The 20,563-nt window shown below is 47.9% G+C and carries 18 protein-coding genes; 9 read left to right on the forward strand and 9 right to left on the reverse strand.

Annotation, left to right across the window (positions count from 1 at the left end; all coding sequences use genetic code 11):
• The first annotated feature begins 13 nt into the window (after positions 1-13).
• The 3 genes from J0A67_RS11595 (at position 14) to J0A67_RS11605 (ending at position 3,157) form a co-directional block, all read left to right on the forward strand.
• Positions 14-1,129: an efflux RND transporter periplasmic adaptor subunit gene (locus tag J0A67_RS11595; RefSeq protein WP_241265150.1), complete on the forward strand. Its 1,116-nt coding sequence runs from the start codon at positions 14-16 to the stop codon at positions 1,127-1,129.
• Positions 1,130-1,214: 85 nt separating this feature from the next.
• Positions 1,215-2,471: an ABC transporter permease gene (locus J0A67_RS11600; protein WP_206569493.1), complete on the forward strand. Its 1,257-nt coding sequence runs from the start codon at positions 1,215-1,217 to the stop codon at positions 2,469-2,471.
• Positions 2,468-3,157, forward strand: a complete 690-nt coding sequence (locus J0A67_RS11605) for an ABC transporter ATP-binding protein (protein ID WP_206569494.1) — start codon at positions 2,468-2,470, stop codon at positions 3,155-3,157. The genes J0A67_RS11600 and J0A67_RS11605 overlap by 4 nt, the downstream gene beginning before the upstream one ends.
• Positions 3,158-3,188: 31 nt before the next feature.
• Here the strand turns inward: J0A67_RS11605 and J0A67_RS11610 are convergent, their stop codons facing one another.
• The 5 genes from J0A67_RS11610 to J0A67_RS11630 all read right to left on the reverse strand — a co-directional run bounded on the left by J0A67_RS11610 (position 3,189) and on the right by J0A67_RS11630 (position 7,171).
• Complete coding sequence (locus J0A67_RS11610; protein WP_206569495.1) at positions 3,189-3,920, reverse strand: hypothetical protein; 732 nt, start codon at positions 3,918-3,920, stop codon at positions 3,189-3,191.
• A gap of 467 nt (positions 3,921-4,387) precedes the next feature.
• On the reverse strand, positions 4,388-5,461 hold the full coding sequence (locus tag J0A67_RS11615) for an agmatine deiminase family protein (RefSeq protein WP_206569496.1): 1,074 nt from the start codon (positions 5,459-5,461) through the stop codon (positions 4,388-4,390).
• Between the two features lie 3 nt (positions 5,462-5,464).
• Positions 5,465-6,313: a carbon-nitrogen hydrolase gene (locus J0A67_RS11620; protein ID WP_206569702.1), complete on the reverse strand. Its 849-nt coding sequence runs from the start codon at positions 6,311-6,313 to the stop codon at positions 5,465-5,467.
• A 296-nt stretch (positions 6,314-6,609) separates the two neighbouring features.
• Positions 6,610-6,951 carry a type II toxin-antitoxin system PemK/MazF family toxin gene (locus J0A67_RS11625; protein ID WP_206569497.1) on the reverse strand — a complete coding sequence of 114 codons (342 nt, stop codon included), beginning with the start codon at positions 6,949-6,951 and terminating at the stop codon, positions 6,610-6,612.
• The gene (locus tag J0A67_RS11630; RefSeq protein WP_206569498.1) at positions 6,935-7,171 is read right to left on the reverse strand and encodes a hypothetical protein; all 237 of its coding nucleotides are present in this window, start codon (positions 7,169-7,171) and stop codon (positions 6,935-6,937) included. Before J0A67_RS11630 ends, J0A67_RS11625 begins: the two co-directional genes overlap by 17 nt.
• An 83-nt stretch (positions 7,172-7,254) precedes the next feature.
• Here J0A67_RS11630 and J0A67_RS11635 point away from each other — a divergent pair, with 83 nt between their 5' ends.
• Positions 7,255-9,807, forward strand: a complete 2,553-nt coding sequence (locus J0A67_RS11635; RefSeq protein ID WP_206569499.1) for an ABC transporter permease — start codon at positions 7,255-7,257, stop codon at positions 9,805-9,807.
• Positions 9,808-9,910: 103 nt separating this feature from the next.
• On the opposite strand, the gene J0A67_RS11640 is transcribed toward J0A67_RS11635, so the two are convergent.
• The gene (locus tag J0A67_RS11640) at positions 9,911-10,324 is read right to left on the reverse strand and encodes a DsrE family protein (RefSeq protein ID WP_206569500.1); all 414 of its coding nucleotides are present in this window, start codon (positions 10,322-10,324) and stop codon (positions 9,911-9,913) included.
• Positions 10,325-10,334: 10 nt separating this feature from the next.
• Positions 10,335-11,018: a Tat (twin-arginine translocation) pathway signal sequence containing protein gene (locus J0A67_RS11645; protein WP_206569501.1), complete on the reverse strand. Its 684-nt coding sequence runs from the start codon at positions 11,016-11,018 to the stop codon at positions 10,335-10,337.
• A 370-nt stretch (positions 11,019-11,388) separates the two neighbouring features.
• Between J0A67_RS11645 and J0A67_RS11650 the strand changes: the two genes are divergently transcribed.
• The 5 genes from J0A67_RS11650 (at position 11,389) to J0A67_RS11670 (ending at position 18,133) form a co-directional block, all read left to right on the forward strand.
• Positions 11,389-12,090 carry an ABC transporter ATP-binding protein gene (locus J0A67_RS11650; RefSeq protein WP_206569502.1) on the forward strand — a complete coding sequence of 234 codons (702 nt, stop codon included), beginning with the start codon at positions 11,389-11,391 and terminating at the stop codon, positions 12,088-12,090.
• Positions 12,074-13,150, forward strand: a complete 1,077-nt coding sequence (locus J0A67_RS11655; protein ID WP_206569503.1) for a hypothetical protein — start codon at positions 12,074-12,076, stop codon at positions 13,148-13,150. Before J0A67_RS11650 ends, J0A67_RS11655 begins: the two co-directional genes overlap by 17 nt.
• Positions 13,151-13,255: 105 nt before the next feature.
• Positions 13,256-15,670 (forward strand): ABC transporter permease, encoded by a 2,415-nt coding sequence (locus J0A67_RS11660; RefSeq protein ID WP_241265151.1) that lies wholly within the window; start codon positions 13,256-13,258, stop codon positions 15,668-15,670.
• Positions 15,671-15,771: 101 nt separating this feature from the next.
• Positions 15,772-16,971 (forward strand): esterase, encoded by a 1,200-nt coding sequence (locus J0A67_RS11665; RefSeq protein WP_206569504.1) that lies wholly within the window; start codon positions 15,772-15,774, stop codon positions 16,969-16,971.
• A 4-nt stretch (positions 16,972-16,975) separates the two neighbouring features.
• On the forward strand, positions 16,976-18,133 hold the full coding sequence (locus tag J0A67_RS11670; RefSeq protein ID WP_206569505.1) for an esterase: 1,158 nt from the start codon (positions 16,976-16,978) through the stop codon (positions 18,131-18,133).
• A gap of 97 nt (positions 18,134-18,230) precedes the next feature.
• Here J0A67_RS11670 and J0A67_RS11675 read toward each other — a convergent pair whose 3' ends face one another.
• Together J0A67_RS11675 and J0A67_RS11680 are read right to left on the reverse strand one after the other, a co-directional pair.
• Positions 18,231-18,821, reverse strand: a complete 591-nt coding sequence (locus J0A67_RS11675; protein ID WP_206569506.1) for a DUF4142 domain-containing protein — start codon at positions 18,819-18,821, stop codon at positions 18,231-18,233.
• A gap of 256 nt (positions 18,822-19,077) precedes the next feature.
• The gene (locus J0A67_RS11680; RefSeq protein ID WP_206569507.1) at positions 19,078-20,511 is read right to left on the reverse strand and encodes a TolC family protein; all 1,434 of its coding nucleotides are present in this window, start codon (positions 20,509-20,511) and stop codon (positions 19,078-19,080) included.
• Between the last annotated feature and the right edge of the window lie 52 nt (positions 20,512-20,563).

Here is a 20,563-nt window from a genome sequence, read left to right on the forward strand (position 1 = left end):
CTTTATCCTCGACATGAGTGAAAAAAGTGCATTTTCTCCCAAAATCCAGTCGATCAAAGCCCTTCTGATGGCCGTATTGCTGGTCAGCTCCTGCGGAAATCCTGAATCAAACATCATCACACCCAAAAGACAGGCATTGACTGAGTCCGTCTACGCCTTTGGCATCGTCAAAGCCAAAGACCAATACGAGGCTTTTACTTCGGCCAGTGGTCCCATCCAGGAAATCTTCGTGGAGGAGGGTGATACGGTCAAGGCAGGGTCTCCCATTCTCCAGGTTTTCAGCGAACGGGAAGCGCTCAGCAGGGAAAACGCCCAACTCTCGCAGGCCTTTGCGGACCAGCAAGCCAACCAATCCAAACTAAGAGATTTAGAGTTAGCCACAGATTTGGCAAAGAGCAAGATGATCAACGACTCCCTCTTGCTGAGCCGCCAGAAAAGCCTTTGGGGCCAAAACATCGGCAGCGCCGTGGAGCTGGAGCAGCGGCAGCTGGCCTATCAAAACTCCAAAACCGCCTATGAGTCCTACTTGCTACGGCATCGGGATCTGCAGCGGGAGATTGAGTTCAATTCCAAAAGCGCCTCAAAAAACCTCGCCATATCCAGGGTCGTGGAAAGCGACTATACCCTACGAAGCAAGATCGACGGGGTGGTTTTTTCCATCTTGAAGGAAAAGGGAGAAATGGTAAGCCCCCAAACGCCTCTCGCCGTCATCGGCAGCGCAGTCTACTTCTTACTGGAGTTGCAGGTAGACGAATACGACATTTCCAAAGTAGAACTGGGGCAATTGGTCTTGGTAACGATGGACAGTTTCAAGGAGCAGGTCTTTGAGGCAAAGGTGACCCGCATTTATCCGATCATGGATCCACGGTCAAAGAGCTTCACGGTAGAAGCCGTTTTCTCCAAGAATCCTCCGAAGCTTTTTCCTAACCTAACTTTGGAGGCCAATATCGTTACCAAAGAAAGCCCTGCAGCTCTGGTGATTCCAAGAAATTACCTCTGGATGGAAAACAGTGTAATCACCGAGGACGGGGATACGCTCCCCGTCAAAGTGGGTTTGAAAAACTTCCAATTCGCCGAAATTCTCGAGGGAGTGGATGAGCAGACCCAATTAATCCAGCCTGAGCGATGAAATCGAGCATCAAAAATTTGGCACTAAGGAAACCCATCCGAAATGCGAGAATCCATATGGCTATCGAAAAAACAATGATTTCCAGATGAAATGGACGCTGATCATAGAGATAGCTAAGGCCTTGATGCTCGCAAGGAGAAAGCAGACGGTGATTGCTGCCACAGGCGTGCTTTTCAGCATCACCATGTTTGTAGCCTTGCTCGGCTTCATGAACGGGCTCAACTCCATGCTTGACGGTTTGGTCATCAACAGAACTCCCCATATCCGTTTTTACAATGAGATCCGTCCCAATCCCAACCAACCCATAGACCAAAGCGAAAAGTTTGAGAATTCCCTCAACATCATCCGCTCCATCAAGCCAAGCACCAGCCGCTTGGCCATCTACAATAGCGAATCCATCATGCGTACGCTGGAGCGGGACTCGAGGGTTTTGGGAATCAGTCCGAAAATTTCCGCACAGGTCTTTTTTAACGTCGGCACCATAGACCTCACCGGTATTGTCAATGGAATTGAAGTCGAAAAAGAGGCCGAACTGTTTTCATTTTCAGATTATGTAACTGCTGGAGACTATGCTGAACTGAACCAAACCAATACGATTATTTTGGGGAAAGGAGCTGCAGACCGCATGCTGGCGGACATCGGAGACGTGGTCCAGGTGACGACAGCACAAGGCAATCGGGTTCAACTCAAGGTCGTCGGCTATTACCAATCCGGCTTGGGAGATTTCGACAATGTCAACAGCTACGCCTCCCTAACAACCGTACAAAAGATGCTCGGCGAGCCCGCATCCTATGTCACGGACATCCAGGTGAAGCTTCATGATCTCAGCCTGGCGCCTCCGATGGCCAAAGAGCTGGCCGGTATTTTCCAGATCGACGCAGACGACATCCAAACTGTGAATGCCCAGTTTGAGACAGGGACCAATATTCGAACCATGATCAGCTACGCGGTCGGTATCACCTTGCTGGTGGTGTCCGGCTTTGGTATCTACAACATTCTAAATATGATGATCTATGAGAAGCTTGACACCATAGCCATTCTCAAGGCTATCGGCTTTGACAGCAGAGACGTCAACCGGATTTTCATCACGATCGCACTCACAATCGGATTTGTAGGCGGGGCACTGGGGCTGTTGTTTGGTTTTTTGGCAGGATTGGGCATCGACCAGATTCCCTTTGAGACTGAAGCCTTACCCACGATCAAAACCTTCCCTGTGGACTACAATCCCAAATACTACTTGATCGGAGGCACCTTCAGCTTGATCACGACCTATTTTGCCGGATTTTTCCCAGCCCGAAAAGCGAGCGGCGTAGATCCCGTAGAAATCATCCGAGGAAAATGAACGCATTCGAAACTCCTGTATTGGAAGCAAAAAACATCGACAAGTTTTTCTACAATCCCACGGAAACGCAGGTATTGAAAAAAGTGTCATTCACAATCAAAAGGGGTGAATTTGTCTCGGTGGTCGGCAAGTCAGGGTGCGGAAAATCCACTTTACTCTACATCCTCTCCACGATGGACACGGACTATAGAGGAGAGCTTAGCCTCGATGGGGAGTTGATTTCCGGCAAATCCTCTGACTACCTCTCCAAACTCAGAAATGAAAAAATCGGCTTTGTCTTCCAGTTCCATTACCTGCTCAACGAGTTTTCGGTCTTGGAAAATGTGATGATCCCCGGGCTCAAGCTGGGAAAATATGCCAGAGAAGAGCTGGAACACCGAGCTATCGAAAAGCTGCGCATCTTTGACATGCAGGACCACGCCAAGAAAAAGGCCAATCAACTCTCCGGGGGACAAAAGCAACGCGTGGCAATCGCCAGAGCCTTGATCAATGATCCACTCCTGATTATGGGAGATGAACCCACGGGAAACCTCGACAAGAAAAACTCGGATATCGTGTACAACAAGTTCAAGGAATTGGCTGCCGACTTCGGGCAAACTATGCTGATTGTCACCCATGACCCGGAATTTGCCGAAGGCACTGACCGCATCATCGAAATGGAAGACGGACGGGTGATCAGGCAATAAGCATACGCGGTAGCTGTCCGTAATTGGATGACTAGTTCCCACTTTTGTTGGGGAAGATCTTGTCCCAGTAGATCGCTTTGGTGCCCCTCGTAAAATAGAATTTCAGATTCATCCCAAAAGCATCCACTTCCTCCGGATCTTGATCGTATTTGAATTGATGGTTCCAATAGATTTCATAATCCAGATTCCGTGCGACTTTGATCTCGGCCCCAAACTGTACGCGAAAACGATTGAGTTCCGGACTTCCGAAATAGGCGAAGTATTCTCCAAAAGACCTGAAAGTAAAAAAGAGATATTCTGTCCTGAAATCTCGCTCAAAGATGATCCTTGGCCTATACCTCGCTTGGAATTCTCCATTGATAAACTGCCAATCCATGCGATTTCTCAATGTGCCCAAAAAATTGCCAGGGAGGTAGGTTCTGCTATTGACTTCCGTCACTATGGTATGGTTGCTTAACTCGTTTTCCGCTTGCTTGGAGGAATTGGTAAACTGGTAGCCCATCCTAAGCCAAAGGTATTTTCCCGGCAAGCTGTCGTTTCGGTGGGTTAAAAGCTTCTGAGCAAACTTGGGAGGAAAAGTAAAATGGTCGTAAAAAAAACCAAGTCCCCCATCCGCATAGTCGGTCTTGTCCAATTTGGTACCAGACAAGGTCGCCAGGAATCTGGAACGCTGATTTAGCCTGTAAAACACTTCTAGTCCTGGCCAAACCTCCTGGGAATTGTGCCCGAGCTGAGCATGCACCTCGGTGGAAACTACCGACAAAAAAACAAGTAGAAGAAACGCAAGACTTAATCTTCTAAAAGATTGAATTCCCATTGTCTCAATGGCTAGATGAAAAGATCAGGCTAAAAAGAATTCTCCACCTAATATCCCAACATTTCGCAAAATACTTTGAGAAAGATGGATGAAAAAACTTAAGTAAATAAGGTGTAGTGATCATTTATTCTGAAAAGTCAAGGAGTTTGGTAGAGTCAAGGAAGCCAATGCGGGAATCTAATTGAGAATCAAAAAGCCATTTCTAAACTTTACAAAACAACAAGAAGCTGTCTCATAACTGATGTTTGTCACATTGAGCGAAGTCGAAATGCGGCTGAATTCACTGTAAATGGCCTTTGATTTACGCTACTCCCGCAGCGCCAGTGCTCAAGCTTCCACAATCAGGCCTTTTGACACAGCCTCTTCGAAATACCAATTAAAGCTATTGGAAAAACCCTACTGATCAATGCGTGCTAAACCGCTGGTTCCTGCTGGCTCAGGCAATGGAAAGAACCCAAACCCCAAATGATATCGGTAGAATCGATTCCAACGACCTTTCTGCCAGGGAAACAATCCGTCAAAATATCAAGCGCTTTTTGGTCATTTTTGTCATGGAAAGTGGGCACCACTACCACCTCGTTTCCAATGTAGAAATTCGCGTAAGATGCCGGAAGTCGTTGTTCTTCCCAAATGACCGGACTGGGCATAGGCAACTCCACGATGTTCAGCTGCTTGCCGTTTTCAAGGCGCATCCTCTTCAACAGCTTCAGATTTTCGTCTAAGATCTCATGGTTTTCGTCGGCCTTGTTTTCCTCAACAACGGTCACCACGGTATCCTCATTGACAAAGCGCGTGATGTCGTCAATGTGTCCGTCAGTATCGTCACCAACAATGCCGTCCCCAACCCAAAGAACATGCTCTACGCCATAGTAGTCGCATAGGTATTTTTCAATCTGGGTTTGGCTCAATTGCGGGTTTCTATTCTTGTTCAGCAGACAGGCGGTCGAAGTAAGTAGCGTACCCTTGCCATTGAACTCCACCGAACCTCCCTCCATCACGATTCCTGGTCTGAAGCATGGTATCGCCAACTCAGCCGCGATGTGCAAAGGAATCAGGTTGTCTAAGTTGTGTGGCGGGTATTTTTCACCCCAGGCATTGTACTCCCATTTAACGAGGGCTTTCTTGTATTCCGCATTTGGATTGATCAGAAACGCAGGTCCATGGTCTCTACACCAAGCATCGTTGGTCGGAAAAAAGTGAAACTTCACCTTTGCAAGGTCCACACCAGCAGCTTGAAGATGACCCAAAGCAAAGGCTTTCATCTCTTCATCAGCCACATTGATGTTGACTTTCTGTCCCTTGGCCACTTCTTTGACAAACTGGGCATAAGGAGCAAAGATGGTGTCTATTTTCCCTGGCCAAGACTCCTCCTTGTGCGGCCAGCTAAGCCACATGGATTCTTGCGGAGCAAACTCGGCGGGAAAATAGTAGCCCAGTTCGGCTGGAGTCGCAGCTCCGCTGCGGGCCAGTTCAAAAATATCTCTCATAGCCTATTCTTCGTCAAGAAAACGCTTGGTGATCGGGCTATAGGAATCAATTCTTCTATCTCTCAAGAATGGCCAGTGGGTTCTGTACCTATCCGAACCGGTCAAGTCCAACTCCTCTACGTGGATTTCCTCTTCCAAATGGGGCGCCTTATAGGTCACTCGGCCGAAGGCATTCGCTACAAAAGAGCCGCCCCAAAACTGCATCTCCCCTTCCACTCCGGTTCGGTTTACAGATACTACAGGGATGCCGTTGGCCACCGCGTGGGATCGTTGGATCGTCTGCCAAGCGCCATATTGCTCATCATTGGTAGCTTCATCTTGAATCCCTGCCCACCCGATGGCGGTAGGATACACCAAGAAATCGGCACCTTTCAAAGCCGTAATACGCGCAGCCTCCGGATACCACTGATCCCAGCAGATCAGTACGCCGATCTTGCCGAATTTGGTAGGGAACACTTTGTAACCCAAGTCTCCCGGGGTGAAGTAAAATTTCTCAAAATAACCCGGATCATCCGGAATATGCATCTTTCTGTATTTGCCTAAGTAGGTACCGTCCGCATCGAGCACGGCGGTGGTGTTGTGGTAAAGACCCTCTGCCCGCTTTTCAAAAAGTGAAGCCACGATCACCACGCCAAGTTCTTTGGCCAAAGCCCCAAGAGTGTCGGTAGACGGGCCAGGAATCGCCTCAGCCAGCTTGAAGTTTTCGTAGTCTTCCACATCACAAAAATACAGCGATCGGAAGAGCTCCTGAAGGACAACGACTTGGGCACCTTTTTCAGCAGCCTTGCGGATGCCGGCGATGGTTTTGTCCATGTTTTCGGCCACATTCCCAGAGCAACTGAGCTGGACCATCCCTACTTTGACGTTTTTATTTGCCACTGCTTACGGATTTTTGATTCGACACAAAGATACCCCAGAGTAAAGGGAATGGCAAATGGAGGGGAGCTCGAAGGAGGAAGTATTGACGAATTAAGTATTGGACATGAAAGCCCAAAATCTTCCTTTTCGGTGGATTCCACTATTTTCGATAGACACAGTTTAGTGAACACTCCCTTTCAATTTCGGACTTCGGAGCGAGAACAAACAGTAACCGAGGCAGTTGAAAGAAGTTCCCCGCACCACATTCCGAAACTCGTTTTATATATTCATCAAAAATCCATCACCGCCATAAGTTTCCGTCGAAGTTCCCCCACTCTCTCCTCATCTAGTTTTCCAAGCCGATCTAAAAACCTCCGATTATCCAAGGCTCGAATCTGATCTACCAATATCTCAGATTCCAGTTCTAACCCAGTAACACCCGTTTCCAATCGCACCCGCAGAATATTTTCTTGTTCGGAAAGCTGTGAAGTAATAGGACAGATCAAGGTAGAGGGATGATCCAGCTGGTTCAACAAATTGGTTTGAATCACTACAGCTGGCCGGACCTTTCCGGGTTCGGTTCCTCGGGAGGGATTGAGATTAACCAACCAGACCTCAAACTGTCCCTTCATCGATCAGCTTATCAAACTCCTCGTTTATTTCCATCGATGAATCACGCACTAAGATCGAAGCTTTGGCAAATGCTTTTGCCAACTTTTTACGCTTGTGAAAGCGGTTGTAAAAATCCAATGCTTCGTTAATATAGCGATTTCTGGCGATTCCTTTTTCCTTTAGGATATCCTCCGTTTCCTCAAAAACGGCGTCATCCAATTTCAAAGACAATGTTTTCATATTCGATCAAAGTATCACCAAAAGTATATACTTACCTTATCTAAAACAAGTTCCGTCCCCAGCCATAGTTTGTCAGAAAATCAATGACCTCAGTTTTGTCCGCTGAGGGACAAAAAAAATCGCTCACGTACATCGGATTCATTGAAAAATGGGCCTTTGGCACGAAAAGCACCTTTTTTTCTGGCCTCAGCTTGGCAAGCTCTTTGGAAATCGAATCCTCCCAACCTATGTTTCGAAATCATCTTGTCACCGCGCTAAGAACGCTTCTCAGAGAAAGAGCCAATTCCCTAACCAATATTGCCGGGCTCACCCTAGGGATCACGGGAAGCCTTTTATTGTTTCTTATCGTAAGGCAGGGCCTCCAATTTGACCAGCACCATTCCCAAAAGGACAGGATCTATCGGGTAGTGTCTGGCGAAAATGGGCCAAATGGACAGACATTTGTCCAAGCCGTTCCGGCAGTTTTAGCTGCGGAGCTTCGGGCTGAAATTCCGGAGATTCAAGAGGCGGTCGCTACCGTCTACAAGCGAAACAGTCTGCTCGGCGTAGTTAGACCAGACGGGACGGTGGATCGCTTTAAGGAAAAAAACGGCGTGGTCTTTACCGAGAATTCCTTCTTCCGGATTTTCGACCGGAAGATACTTGCGGGAGATGCTGCTAAAGTGCTCATTGAACCTCAAAAGGCCTTGATTTCTGTCCGATGGGCGGAAAAATACTTTGGCACGCGGGAAGTCATAGGCCGGGAAATCCTCTACAACAACGAAAGCTACCAAATCGAGGGAGTGCTGGAAGACTTTCCGACGACCACCGATTTGCCATTTGACCTCATGCTTTCCTTCGAATCCATTCGTGAGCAAAAAGAATCGGTTGGCTGGGGTGGGCTTTCAGACGAGGACAATTGCTATTTTCTATTAAATCAAAACTCAGGCATAGGTTCGGTTGAAGCAGGATTGGAGGCTTTGGTTCAAAAGAACTATGGAAAAGGCAAGGAAAACACCAACGGCAACCACTTTATCATCCAACCTTTAGCGGAGCTTCATTCCGATATGCGTGTGGGTAATTACAATTCCAAAATGCCCGCCGCCGCGAAGATTGCCTTCACCGGAATAGGGCTATTCTTGCTACTCACCTGCTGCATCAATTTCATCAATCTGACCACAGCATCCGCTGTAAAGCGAACCAAGGAAATTGGAATTCGAAAGGTTCTGGGAAGTACACGAGCACAGCTTATCACCCAAATTCTCTCGGAGTCACTATTGGCTACTTTCGCAGCCTGCCTCCTCTCCCTTCTTGCTGCTCAACTTCTTATCCCGATTTTCAACGGATATTTGGAACTGTCTCTGAGCCTTTCATTAACCACCGACTGGGGCATCTGGGTTTACTTTCTGGTGATCTGGCTAGGAGTAACTTTACTTTCTGGCCTCTATCCTGCGTGGGTAATTTCAGGAATGCGTCAGGGGCATGTGATCCATGGAAACACGTCTACCAAAGGTTCGGGCTACACCATACGCCGAACATTGATTGTCTCGCAGTTCTTTATTTCCCAGTTTTTCATCATTTCCACTTTGGTGATCTACGCACAGTTCAGATATATGCAAAAGAAGGACATGGGCTTTGTGCAGGATGCCATTGTGAATATTCCGATTCCTGCCTCAGCCGCTCAGTCCGATGCACCGCAGGACAAGTCAAAAAAACGCACCCTCAAATCTGAATTGATGCGAATACCGGGAGTCGAGTCCGCGAGTCTGAGCAGTACTCCTCCCGCCGCTAACAGCGTATTAAGTACCAGCATTAGCCTTTCCGGATCCGACGAACCTATCGCTACCCAAATCAAAGAAGCGGACGGAGATTATATCGCATTGTTTGGATTGGAAATCCTAGCGGGTACCGGACTGGCTGATCTCGACACCCTAAATAGCATCGTAGTCAACGAAAGCTTGGCAAAATCCGCTGGTTTTCAGGACTACTCCGACTTTGTCGGTCAGGAAATTGACCTGTGGGGAAATCTACTCCATGTGAATGGTGTGGTTAAGGATTTCAATTCCACCTCGCCTGGTGACAACCCAGCCCCACTCCTATTAATGAACAATCTAGATGGCTACAAGACTATTTCCCTGAAACTGACGGGAGGGCAAGTCGAACAACAACTCAGCCAGATCGAAGACATCTGGGAGGGTGCCTATCCAGAGCATCTTTTCGAGTACAGCTTTGCCAGAGACGACGTCAACAACTTGTTTCGCGGCGAGCGAAAAACGACCAGCGTATTAGCATTTTTTGCCGGGATAGCCATATTCATCGGTTGCTTGGGATCTTTCGGCCTCGCCACCTTCATGGCAAACAACCGTCAAAAAGAGGTCGGAGTACGGAAAGTATTGGGAGCTTCGGCCTCTTCCATTGTCTGGCTGTTCTCCAAGGAATTCATCCGTCTTATTTTGATTGCATTTGCCCTCTCCATGTCAATCGCTTGGTTCACCATGGACAAGGTCTTGCAGGAATTTGCTTACCGGATCGCTTTGGGACCTTCCCTCTTCCTCGCAGCTTTGGCCCTTAGTATTCTTATCGTATTGCTTTCGGTTAGCTACCGATCCGTGCAGGCAGCCTTGGCAAATCCTGTCGACACGCTTCATGCGGAATAGTCGTTTATTGTTGGAAGGAAAATCTTCAAGAAATAAACCCGCATTTTACACGACAAAAGTCGAACAAAATGCGGGCTCTGTTTAATTTAACCCCAACCGAAAATCAGTGTCCTTCTTTGATATACCCCCAGCCCTCTTGCTGTCGACTGTAGATCTCCAAGATACCGTCTGGAACTGACATTACGCCGCCAATTAACTGAGGCTTGTCGACATTGAATTTCTTCATGGTCAGCTCACAAACGGCAAATTTTACCTGATTCCCCGAAGCCAAAGTCGCTATCTCTTTGGCCACAGAAGATTTGGAGTCCAACACCATTTCAATGGCTTGCCCATAGACTACCACCTCGTAGCTCGATCCCGGATAGGATTGCGCCATCAAAGACACATGCCGAATTGCGGCCTGATGGACAGATGGATCTGCACTTGTCACATCAAATACAATCCTCACCGGCTTTTGCTGAGCCCAAGCCACGTTCGCGCACAGTAAAAGCCCCAAAAACAAAAAAAAGGTCTTCATGTCCATCTCCTCAATTTCCCGCAAAAATGTAGGCGCAACCGTGCTTCTGAGCTCTTTCCAGAGCCCAAACACCCGAGGGAACAATCTGGATTCCAGGCAAAACACCGGCTTTCCATTCTTCATAGAGTGCGGCCGGATCCGCCCCGATCTGGCCTGCTTTGGCGCCGGAGTAAACATTGAGCGCCAAATCACAGACACAAAACAAGGCCCCCCGGGCTTGCAAGTCTTTGATTCCCTGCACGATCGGAACGGGCATATCCCCTTCCTGCGGCTCGTACATCGTATTTCTCAGTGACGGCTTTTGGGTCTTGGGGTCGTTCACACCTACAAATTCTCCGAGCTGATATTTTTCCCACAGCTCTGTCTTCATTGCAAAAGGAATTGCTGAATGCCGAAGAACCGTCATGGCTGTGATATCTTCATCTGAAGAACCTGTTCCGTTGTTGGAATAGTAAAATGCCCAATTCCAAATTATCGGCAATCCCTCGTGCGGCGTAGTTCCATCAAATGCCACCCTATGGGTACCCTTGATTTTTTTAAACCACTCCTCAGCTTCACTCAACTGAGTAGAAGCCGTAGTCGTGTCTCCATACGCAAGTGATGGGGGAAGGATTGCGGCCATTCCTCCTGCGGCTCCACCCAATAGCAAGGTATTGATGAAGTCTCTTCTGGTACTTGATTCAGTCTCGTTCATTTTGATGTTGGGTTAAAAACACAATCCACTTTTTCTAATTTTCATGCTCCATGAAAAAGGCATGAGCTCTGAAGGGAAATCGTCAAAGTCGTCTCGTTGATACTTTTGGAAATAACAGTACTAAATACTACTTGCAAATGCTTCCGTCCTTTTTTGGAACGGATCCAAAACCCTGGGTCGGCCTGGGTAAAACCGAATAAAGCCAAATAAGCCCCCACTCGGGCACTATAAAAAAAGCAATCTTTTTGGCGATAAAAACTATTTAAATTACTGATTTTCAATATAATAAAAAACTTTTCTTTAGTAAAAAAGAATAAAATTTTCCCAAGCCGCAGACATCGTCCAACCACTCTCTCCTTTTCTGTACAAAATGCATTCAAAAACAATTAACCTGCCTTATCTTTCACTTTCACCCAAAATCACCGCCACTACCTTTACTGGAATGGATCTGCTGTTGTCACTTACCGCCTTTTCAAAAGAATATCCATCTGGCTTCAAACTTTCCATCGAAGGACTGAAACTCAAGCCGGGCATTCACCTGATCGGAGGAGAAAACGGATCGGGTAAATCCACCTTTTTGAAAGCAATCGCAGGAATCCACGACTCCAAAGGCGAGATCGAACTGACGGGTATATCGCTCCGAAAAACTCCCCTGTCCTACCGAATGAAAATCGGCTATGCCGAGGCGGAACCTGTTTTTCCGGAATTTCTAAGTGCGGACAACCTAATCAGCGTAGTCGCATCTGCAAAACAAGCAGGCAGTCCACAAATCAATCTTCTAAAAACCACCCTGGGCATAGTCTCATTTTCCTCCCATCCAGTAGGAACTTACTCTTCCGGAATGCTGAAGAAAACAGCCTTGGTCCTGGCATTTATGGGCGACCCAAGCTTGATTATTCTCGATGAACCCTTTACCACCATCGACCGAAAGAGCCAGGAAACATTGACGGATCTGATTATAGAAAAAGCCAAATCAGGTGTAAGCTTCCTGCTCACAACCCATCAATCCCAGCCCCTAGACCACCTACCGATCGATACGAAACTGCTTTTTGAGAATGGGTGTCTACTTTAGAAAGTATAGAATCGGACTTCTGGCTTTCGCCGTTCCATTTTATCGAAGCATGCTTGGATTTTGGGTGTTGGCGCTGGTCTTCGGAGGAGTTTTTATGGAATTCAAGCAACATGTGCTACTCGGCCGATTCCTATTTACCCATCCGCTGGCCTTCACGCTACTGCCGATTGGTTTTTTGGCTTATTCGGGGTTTCACCTCAGGTTCCAACTGAATACTCTCCTCCACAGAAATTATCTGGTATTTCATCAGACTGCCCTCCTACCCTTTCGGGAATTTACCAAAAACTGGCTGGCAATTTTCACCGCCAACCACCTGATAATTGTTGGCTATTTTGCTTTTTTAAGTGTCTTCGGGATAGAAAAAAGGGCCTGGATTTCACTTATCGTATTATGGACCACTATAGGTTTGGCCTTGGCTTGGTCTATCTGGCGCTTGTATTCCCACCTTTCCAAGCCCCTGAAAGAAAGCGTTTTTACCAGTCTTCCCTGGAGAGGCCCGGTTCCGAGATTCACCTGGCTGCTATGGGAACTAAGACAAAACCGCCCGATCCTTCTGTTGCTTACAAAAGGAGCTAGTCTTCTTCTCCTCAACGGATTTTTCCTTTCCTTCCGCTCGGGCGCTTACGACCACCGCTGGCTAGAGTTTGGAATTCTTTGCATAGCCTATTTTCAAATTCCACTACTGCTCGAAAAAGCCGATTTTGAATTCAACCGAATGTCTTGGTTCAGAAGTCTTCCAACTCCCCTGTCGAAAAAAGCACTGAACCACTTGGCTACTCTAATTTTGGTTTTGCTGCCCGAGTTACTCTTTCTACTCTGGCGAGGAGGAAAGATTTTGGCATGGGAACCCGTGATTGCCTTGCCACTTCTTTTCCTTTCCCTCATTATGGCTTTGCAGGCATTGGTTTACCAATACTTTGGCAATTCCTTCGTTCAGATCGCTCTCGGGATTTTCTTTTTGTTTTTTCTACTCATACTCTTCGGTATCCCCTGGTTTTTGCCGGCATTGGCAGCCACTATTCTCTTCACGCTACAGCTCCGCTCTCCTTTTCGTCTTTAGCTAACGCGTTTCCGTTTTCCCAAAATCGGACAATATTGTTCGTTGCAGTTTCTGACTAGACTTAAAAACAGCCATTTTTGGGAATATTGGACCTTTGAATCGGGCATGGCTTTGGATCAAACGCACAATAAAATTCAGGAAGGGAGCAAAATCCCACTTTATGACCTCAGATTAGCCATGTGGAAAAATTACTTTAAGACATCTTTTCGAAATCTGCTTCGCCATAGAGGTTACACGCTGATCAACATCGTGGGGCTGACCTCAGGAATCGCGGTGAGCATTTTTATCCTACTATGGATTTTGGACGAGGTGTCTTACGACCGTTTTTGGCCAAACAGTGATCGGATTTACAGTGTAATGGTCAACGCCAAAATGCCTGATGGCAGCATCTCGACGCACCCGGTTCCACCGGCAAATCTCAAAGAAGTGCTCGCTGACGAAATTCCCGAAATTGAAGCAGTAACCCGGTACAGCTTTGAGACGGACCTGCTGATCAAAAACCAAATCGAAGGCTTTAAGGAAACCGGCATCTTTGCCGACTCGGCATTTTTTGAAGTTTTTGGGCTTGCTTTTTCTAGAGGAAATCCAGGAAAACTGAACTCCATCGTGCTTTCGAGAGAACTGGCGGAAAAGCTTTTTCCCCAAGAAAACCCTGTAGGAAAAACGATCAATCTCAACCAAAAACAGGAGCTGACGGTGACGGGAGTTTTTGAAGACGTCCCGGAAAACACCTCGCTTCAATTTGATTTTGTGGTTCCCTTTGAGCTCTATCTGAAGGAAAATCCATGGATGGAAAACTGGCAGGCAGGAGGCTCTCGTACCGCGGTTTTGATTCGGGAAAATAGCGAAATCCCCAATCCTAAAATCGCAGGACTGATCCAAAACCATTGTGCCGAGTGCACAAGCAGCCCTTTTCTTTTCCCCTACCAAAAGCACCGGCTTTACGGTGAATTTGAGAATGGAGTGAACGCTGGCGGAAGAATCGAGCAGGTATATCTCTTCGGTTTTGTGGCGCTTTTGATCTTGGTGATGGCCTGCATCAACTTCATCAATCTGGCTACCGCACGGTCAGGAAGTAGAGGAAAAGAGGTGGGAATCCGAAAAGCCATAGGTGCAAACCGTAGCGAATTGATGGTGCAGTTTGTCCTGGAGTCGGTTCTGCTTTCTTGGATCGCGCTTGTACTTGCTGTTTTGCTGGTTCATTTGTTGCTTCCGTTTTTCAATGAGCTGACTGAAAAGACCATCAAATTGCACTTGGGCAGCCCGATCTTCATCGCAGGAATGCTTCTCCTGACGCTCTTGACGGGAATCCTGTCGGGAACTTATCCCGCTTTCGTACTGTCGGCATTCAATCCATTGCGAGTCCTGAAAGGTGACAGCCGATCCATGCTCGGTGGCGTGAGCTTACGCCGGGTCTTGGTCGTCGCGCAATTTGCGGCCTCCGCGATTTTGATAGTTGGCAGTAGCGCAATCTATCAGCAGATCACTTACATCAGCGAGCGCAACCTGGGATTTGACAAGGAAAACGTCCTGGTCATTGACCAAAACGAGGGCATTGTCAAAAACTACGCGGGAATCAAAAACGACCTTCTCCAGCTCCCAAACATATCCAATGTCGCTTTTGGCGGAAACAGTATTTTCACGGTCCCGATCACCTCTTCCGATCCCGTTTGGCCGGGCAAACCGGAACAATCGAACATCAGTTTTAAGATCTTGCGCTGCGATGAGGGCTTCATTCCTACCTTACAAATTCCGCTGCGCGAAGGCAGGAACTTCGTAGGAGTCCAAGATGCCTCCAATTATATCATCAACAAAAAAGCCGCCGAAGCTATGGGATTGGATCCCGAGGAAGCAGTGGGCACAGAGCTGGAAATGTGGCATGGCAAGGGCCAAATCGTGGGTGTCACGGAGGACTTCCACAACGACAACCTCAAGGCGGACATCGAGCCGATGATCTTTATGTATTCGGAAAATGTCGGTTTCCACTACTTCATTAAAGTTTCAGGCAAGGCTTCAATAAATACCACCGTGGCCCAGATTGAATCTGTTTTCAAAAAACACAATCCCGATTACCCGTTCGAATATTCTTTCCTCGAAGAAGAGTTTAACCGGGAATATCGGAGTGAGCAGGTGATAGGAAAACTGGCGCTGGCCTTCACCCTTGTGGCAATATTGATCTCCGGTTTGGGGTTGTTTGGATTGGCCTCGTTCACCGCCGAGCGGAGAACCAAAGAAATCGGGATTCGAAAGGTACTCGGAGCCTCTGCCGGCAGTCTTTCTGTACTCCTCTGTGGCGACTTCGCACTATTGGTCGTGACGAGTATGGTGATTGGATTTCCCCTAGCTTGGTATTTTGTCGATCAGTTTCTCTCTGACTTTACCTACCATACTGAGGTCCGCTGGTCCCTGTATCTGGTGACCGCGATCGCTATGCTTGGATTGACCTTTCTCTCCGTCGGCTACCATACGCTGAAGACCGCCTGGACCAACCCAGTGGATTCGCTGCAAAACGAGGGATAAAGCAGTTTTTTTCCTCACCGTCAATTAGGTATGGGCTCCAAGTGTAGGAATTGAATTTTGGATTTTCTATTTTTCCACTTTGAGACAATAGAAAACAACCCATGATTAAAAACCTACTTCTTTCCTTAATCTTCTTAACAGTCTTGAGCATTGCTGTTCAGGCCCAGGAGGCGCTTTTTGGCGCGCAACAGATCATTTCGCCGGAGGTGCACGACGACGCTTCCGTGACTTTCCGACTTTTGGCTCCCAAGGCCCAGTCGGTTCAGATCACCGGGGATTTTCTCCCAACGGTAAAAATGGAAACCCCGAGAGGCACTTTTGACGGACCTGGAAAGGCCGATTTGACCAAAGACGACAAAGGCGTATGGACTTACAAGAGTGAAGTCCTCAAGCCCGAACTTTATAACTATTCCTTCATCATCGACGGATTTACCACCACCGACCCCAACAATCCCTTTTTGATTCGCGACGTGGCCTCTGCCACCAATATCTTCATCGTAGGGGGTGGCCACGCAGACCTTTTCAAAGTCAACGATGTACCCCATGGCTCGGTGACCAGAAGGTGGTATGATTCGCCCGGCCTGGGCATGGATCGTCGAATCACAATCTATACGCCTCCGGGATATGAAAACTCCAAGGACTCCTACCCTGTACTTTACTTGCTCCATGGAGCTGGAGGAGATGAAGAGGCGTGGATCAATCTGGGCCGCACCTCACAGATATTGGACAATCTGATCGCCGAGGGCAAAGCCAAACCTATGATCGTGGTGATGCCCAATGGAAACGTGATCCAGGATGGGGCTCCAGGAGAAGGGAGCAAAGGGTTTTACAAGCCGCAATTTATGGTAGCCAAAACCATGGATGGTACGTACGAGGCCAACTTCAAGGACATTATCTCTTTTGTGGAAAGCAATTATCGAGTGAAGGCTGACAAATCCAATCGAGCCATTGCTGGACTCTCCATGGGGGGATACCATTCCCTGCATATCTCCAACAATTATCCGAACATGTTCGACTACGTAGGCCTATTTTCAGCAGCCATCATGCCCAGGGAAGATGCAACCGGGAAAATCTACGACAACTTCGATGGAAAACTCAAAGCCGAGATGGACAATGGCTACAAGCTCTACTGGATCGCGATCGGAAAGACCGACTTCCTCTACGATGCCAACAAAGAATTCCGCGCCAAGCTGGATGCCATGAATATGCCCTACGAGTATGTAGAGTCCGAGGGCGGCCACACCTGGAGAAATTGGAGGGTTTACCTCACCGAATTTGCACCGAAACTCTTTAACCAATAAACCCATGAACATCAAACTCAAAGCCTTGGCGGCGGCCCTCTTGATTGTAGCGGGGAGCGTCAAGTCCCTTAAAGCGCAAGAAATCAGCGCCATGCAGCCACCTCGGGTAGTCTCTCCCGAGATCTCCGACAGCCGATCAGTCACATTTCGGGTATTTTCCGACAAAGCAAATACCGTCACTATCAACGGCAGCTGGATGGGATTTGGAGAAACAATCCCTATGACCAAAGATGAAAAAGGAATCTGGTCGGTCACGATCGACCCGCTTCCGACTTCCATGTACCATTACAACTTCTTCATCGATGGAGTCTCGGCAATAGACCCCACCAATCCCCATGCACTGCGTGATGGCACTCGGTATGCAAGCCTCTTGATGATTCCAGGGCAGGAATCGGAAGTTTTCCAGCTAAACGACACCCCCCACGGAACGCTTTCCCAAGTCTGGTATGACTCACCTTCACTGGGAATGAAACGCAGAATGTATGTCTATACGCCGCCGGGGTATGACTCTTCCTCCGATTCCTATCCAGTACTCTACCTGCTACACGGAGCTGGAGGGGACGAGGATGCTTGGTCCTCTCTTGGCCGGGCCAACCTCATTTTGGACAACCTGATCGCCTCCGGTAAAGCCAAACCCATGCTCGTCGTCAAGACTAATGGCAACGCCTGGCAAAGCTCAACACTCAAGCAAGCGCCTGGAGTGGCGGCCCCGACTCGCGAGACCTACGGTCAGTTTCAAGGAAAATTTGAAAAAAGCCTTGTCGAGGATGTGGTCCCCTACATCGAAAAAAACTATAGAATCAAAGCCGACAAAGACCACCGTGCCATCGCCGGACTCTCTATGGGAGGGGCGCACACCATCACAGCCTCTACAACCTATCCCGACAAATTCTCCTACATAGGAGTCTTTAGTAGCGGAATTTTTGATGCCAATGCAGACATGGCTGAGTTGGAGAAAAAATTCACCGCACTCAAGGACAGCGGTGTGAAGAAATATTGGGTAGCCTGCGGCAAGACTGACTTTGTAATCGAATCCAATCAGCGTCTGCTTTCTATACTGGACAAAACTGGCTTGAAGCACGAATACCACGAAAGTGAAGGCGGCCATACGTGGGCTAACTGGAGAGACTACCTGGTTCTATTTGCCCCTATGCTGTTTTAGACAAGTGTCCTCTAAATCTTTTCGGGACTTGACATCCAGAAACAAAAAAGCCGGTTTCCCCAAAAGGAAACCGGCTCACAGATTGAAGAATTGATTATTACAAATCCTCCAATCCGATTTCAGCCTTGACTAGGAGCGCTTCGGTTCTATGCGCTTTGACCATACCAAGAACCTTGTCCGCATATCCTTTTACGGTGAAGTTTTGGCCATTATCGACCTCATTTTCAAACATCGATTTGGAGTCTTCCAGCGCGTCCAATTGGAATTGGACATAAGCTTTGTCGAAATCCTCCCCTTCGAGCATTGCCAATTCCTCATACTTGGCTTGCATCTCAGCAGAGATATCGGCGGAAATTTCAATTTCTTTTGAGTCAGCAATTCCTTCGAGCTCAGACTGGCTTTCCGCATTGTCTTCCACGATCATCGTGGCGTACTCCAAGACAGAATCGTCTTCTCCCTTATCTACCGCCATTTGGCCAATGCTGACCTGCGCATTGATAAATTGGGACGCAGAAACTGCGAAGTCTCTATCCTGCTGGCTGACGGTGTCAACGATAGGATCTTCATCTTCGTCGTTGCAGGAGGACATGCCCATCATACAAAATGCGGCAAGCAATACTGCTCCAGATCTCTTGACCATGGTGCTGCGAAGCGGAGACGTGCGTGGGGTTTGATTGATTGTTTTCATAGAAAATAGTTGGTTTAGTGTTCCGAGCCATTTGTTGCAAGGACTGTTCCGACTGCCAAAACAGCCTATCAGACCGTTTTTTGAACTCCGTTCCTGTGTATCATCCCAACAATGTGTCCAAATAACTTCCCAAAACAGGAAATTGCCCCTTCTGAAATCAAAAAACCATTCCGCAACGCTGCAGAATGGTTTTCGATTAGAAAATTAGTCATCACTCTGTGTCAGCCTACGCCAACGTCTTCAGTTAATACTTGGGTTAATTCCATCCTCCCCCTAGAGCCTGATAGATGTTGACCATCGCATTCATCTGCTCCATCTTGGTCTCGATCAGCTCCATTTTGGATTCCAATGCATCTCTTTGCGTCAGCAAAACTTCCATGTAATCCGCCCGCGCGGATCTAAACAGGCTGTTGGATATCGAAATCGACTCGGTCAAGGCTGATACTTGCTGGGCCTTCAGCTCGTAGCTATTTCCCAGGTTATTGATCTTGGCGAGCTGGTTGGCGACCTCGATATAGCCATTGAGTATACTTTGCTCATAATTGTACACCGCCTGCATCTGCTTGGCATTGGCCGAGTTGTAGTTGGCCTTGATCGCATTTCGGTTGATCAGAGGCGCGACCAGGTCTCCAGCCAAAGAGTACAGCATCGACTCGGGCGTATTAAAGAGAAACTGGGGATTGAAAGCCTGATAGCCCAAGCCGGCGGTGATTCGGAACTGCGGATAGAAATTGGCCTTCGCAACTTTCACATTCAGCTTGGCTGCCTCCAGATCCATCTCCGCCTGGCGGATGTCCGGACGATTGGCCAAAAGCTGGGAAGGAATACCCGACTTGATCAGCTGCGGCGTCAGTTGTTCAAAAGACGCTGAGCTACGCGTCACAGGCTGAGGGAAACGCCCCACCAAGAAGTTGATCCGGTTTTCAGTCTCCGTAATCTGCTGATGGATATTGTAGATCAAGCTTTGGTTTTTGGCAACTTCGGCCTCAAATCGCTTCACCGCCAATTCGGTTACTTTCGCGGCCTCCTTTTGGAGTTTCACAATAGTCAACGCATCCTTTTGGATATCGATATTTTGGTTGAGGATAGCCAATTGGTTGTCCAAGGCCATCAGTTCATAATATGAATTGGCTATTTCGGCAACGAGCTGGGTCACCATGAAGTTTTTGCCTTCCACAGAGGAGAGGTAGTTGAACACAGCCACTTTCTTGGCGTTTCGGAGTTTTTTCCAGACGTCCAGCTCCCAAGAGGCATAAGCCCCAACCATAAAGTCAGAGTATGGCTCTGGAAATTCCTCCCCAGGCTTGATCTCGTTGTTGGCTTCCAAAGCTCCATAGCGGGTATACCGACCTACCTTGTCCATTCCGGCTCCGGCTTGGATATTCACAAATGGAAGGTATTCCCCTTTTCTGGCTCGGATTTCGTTATTCGAGACATTTATCTCCTGGAGCATCATATTCAGCTCCTGGTTGTTGGCCAGCGCGGTATCGATCAGCGATCTCAGGTTCGGATCGTTGAAAAATTCCGACCATTTGATTTCCGAGACATTGGTGGTATCCTGAGAGCCATTGTATCTCTCAGGGGTGTTCTTCCACTCGGCACGGGAGGTCGGTTCGCTGATTTTGCAGCCCCATGCAGTCAGGATGATCAAAGCTCCCGCGATGGATTTGTTGATGATATGCTTACTCATTTTCATCAGTTTATAATTTGATTTAAAAGGTCAGATGGAATCTCGCCTAGCT

It is taken from the genome of Algoriphagus aestuariicola (genome assembly GCF_017254835.1).
Taxonomy (GTDB): Bacteria; Bacteroidota; Bacteroidia; order Cytophagales; family Cyclobacteriaceae; genus Algoriphagus; species Algoriphagus aestuariicola.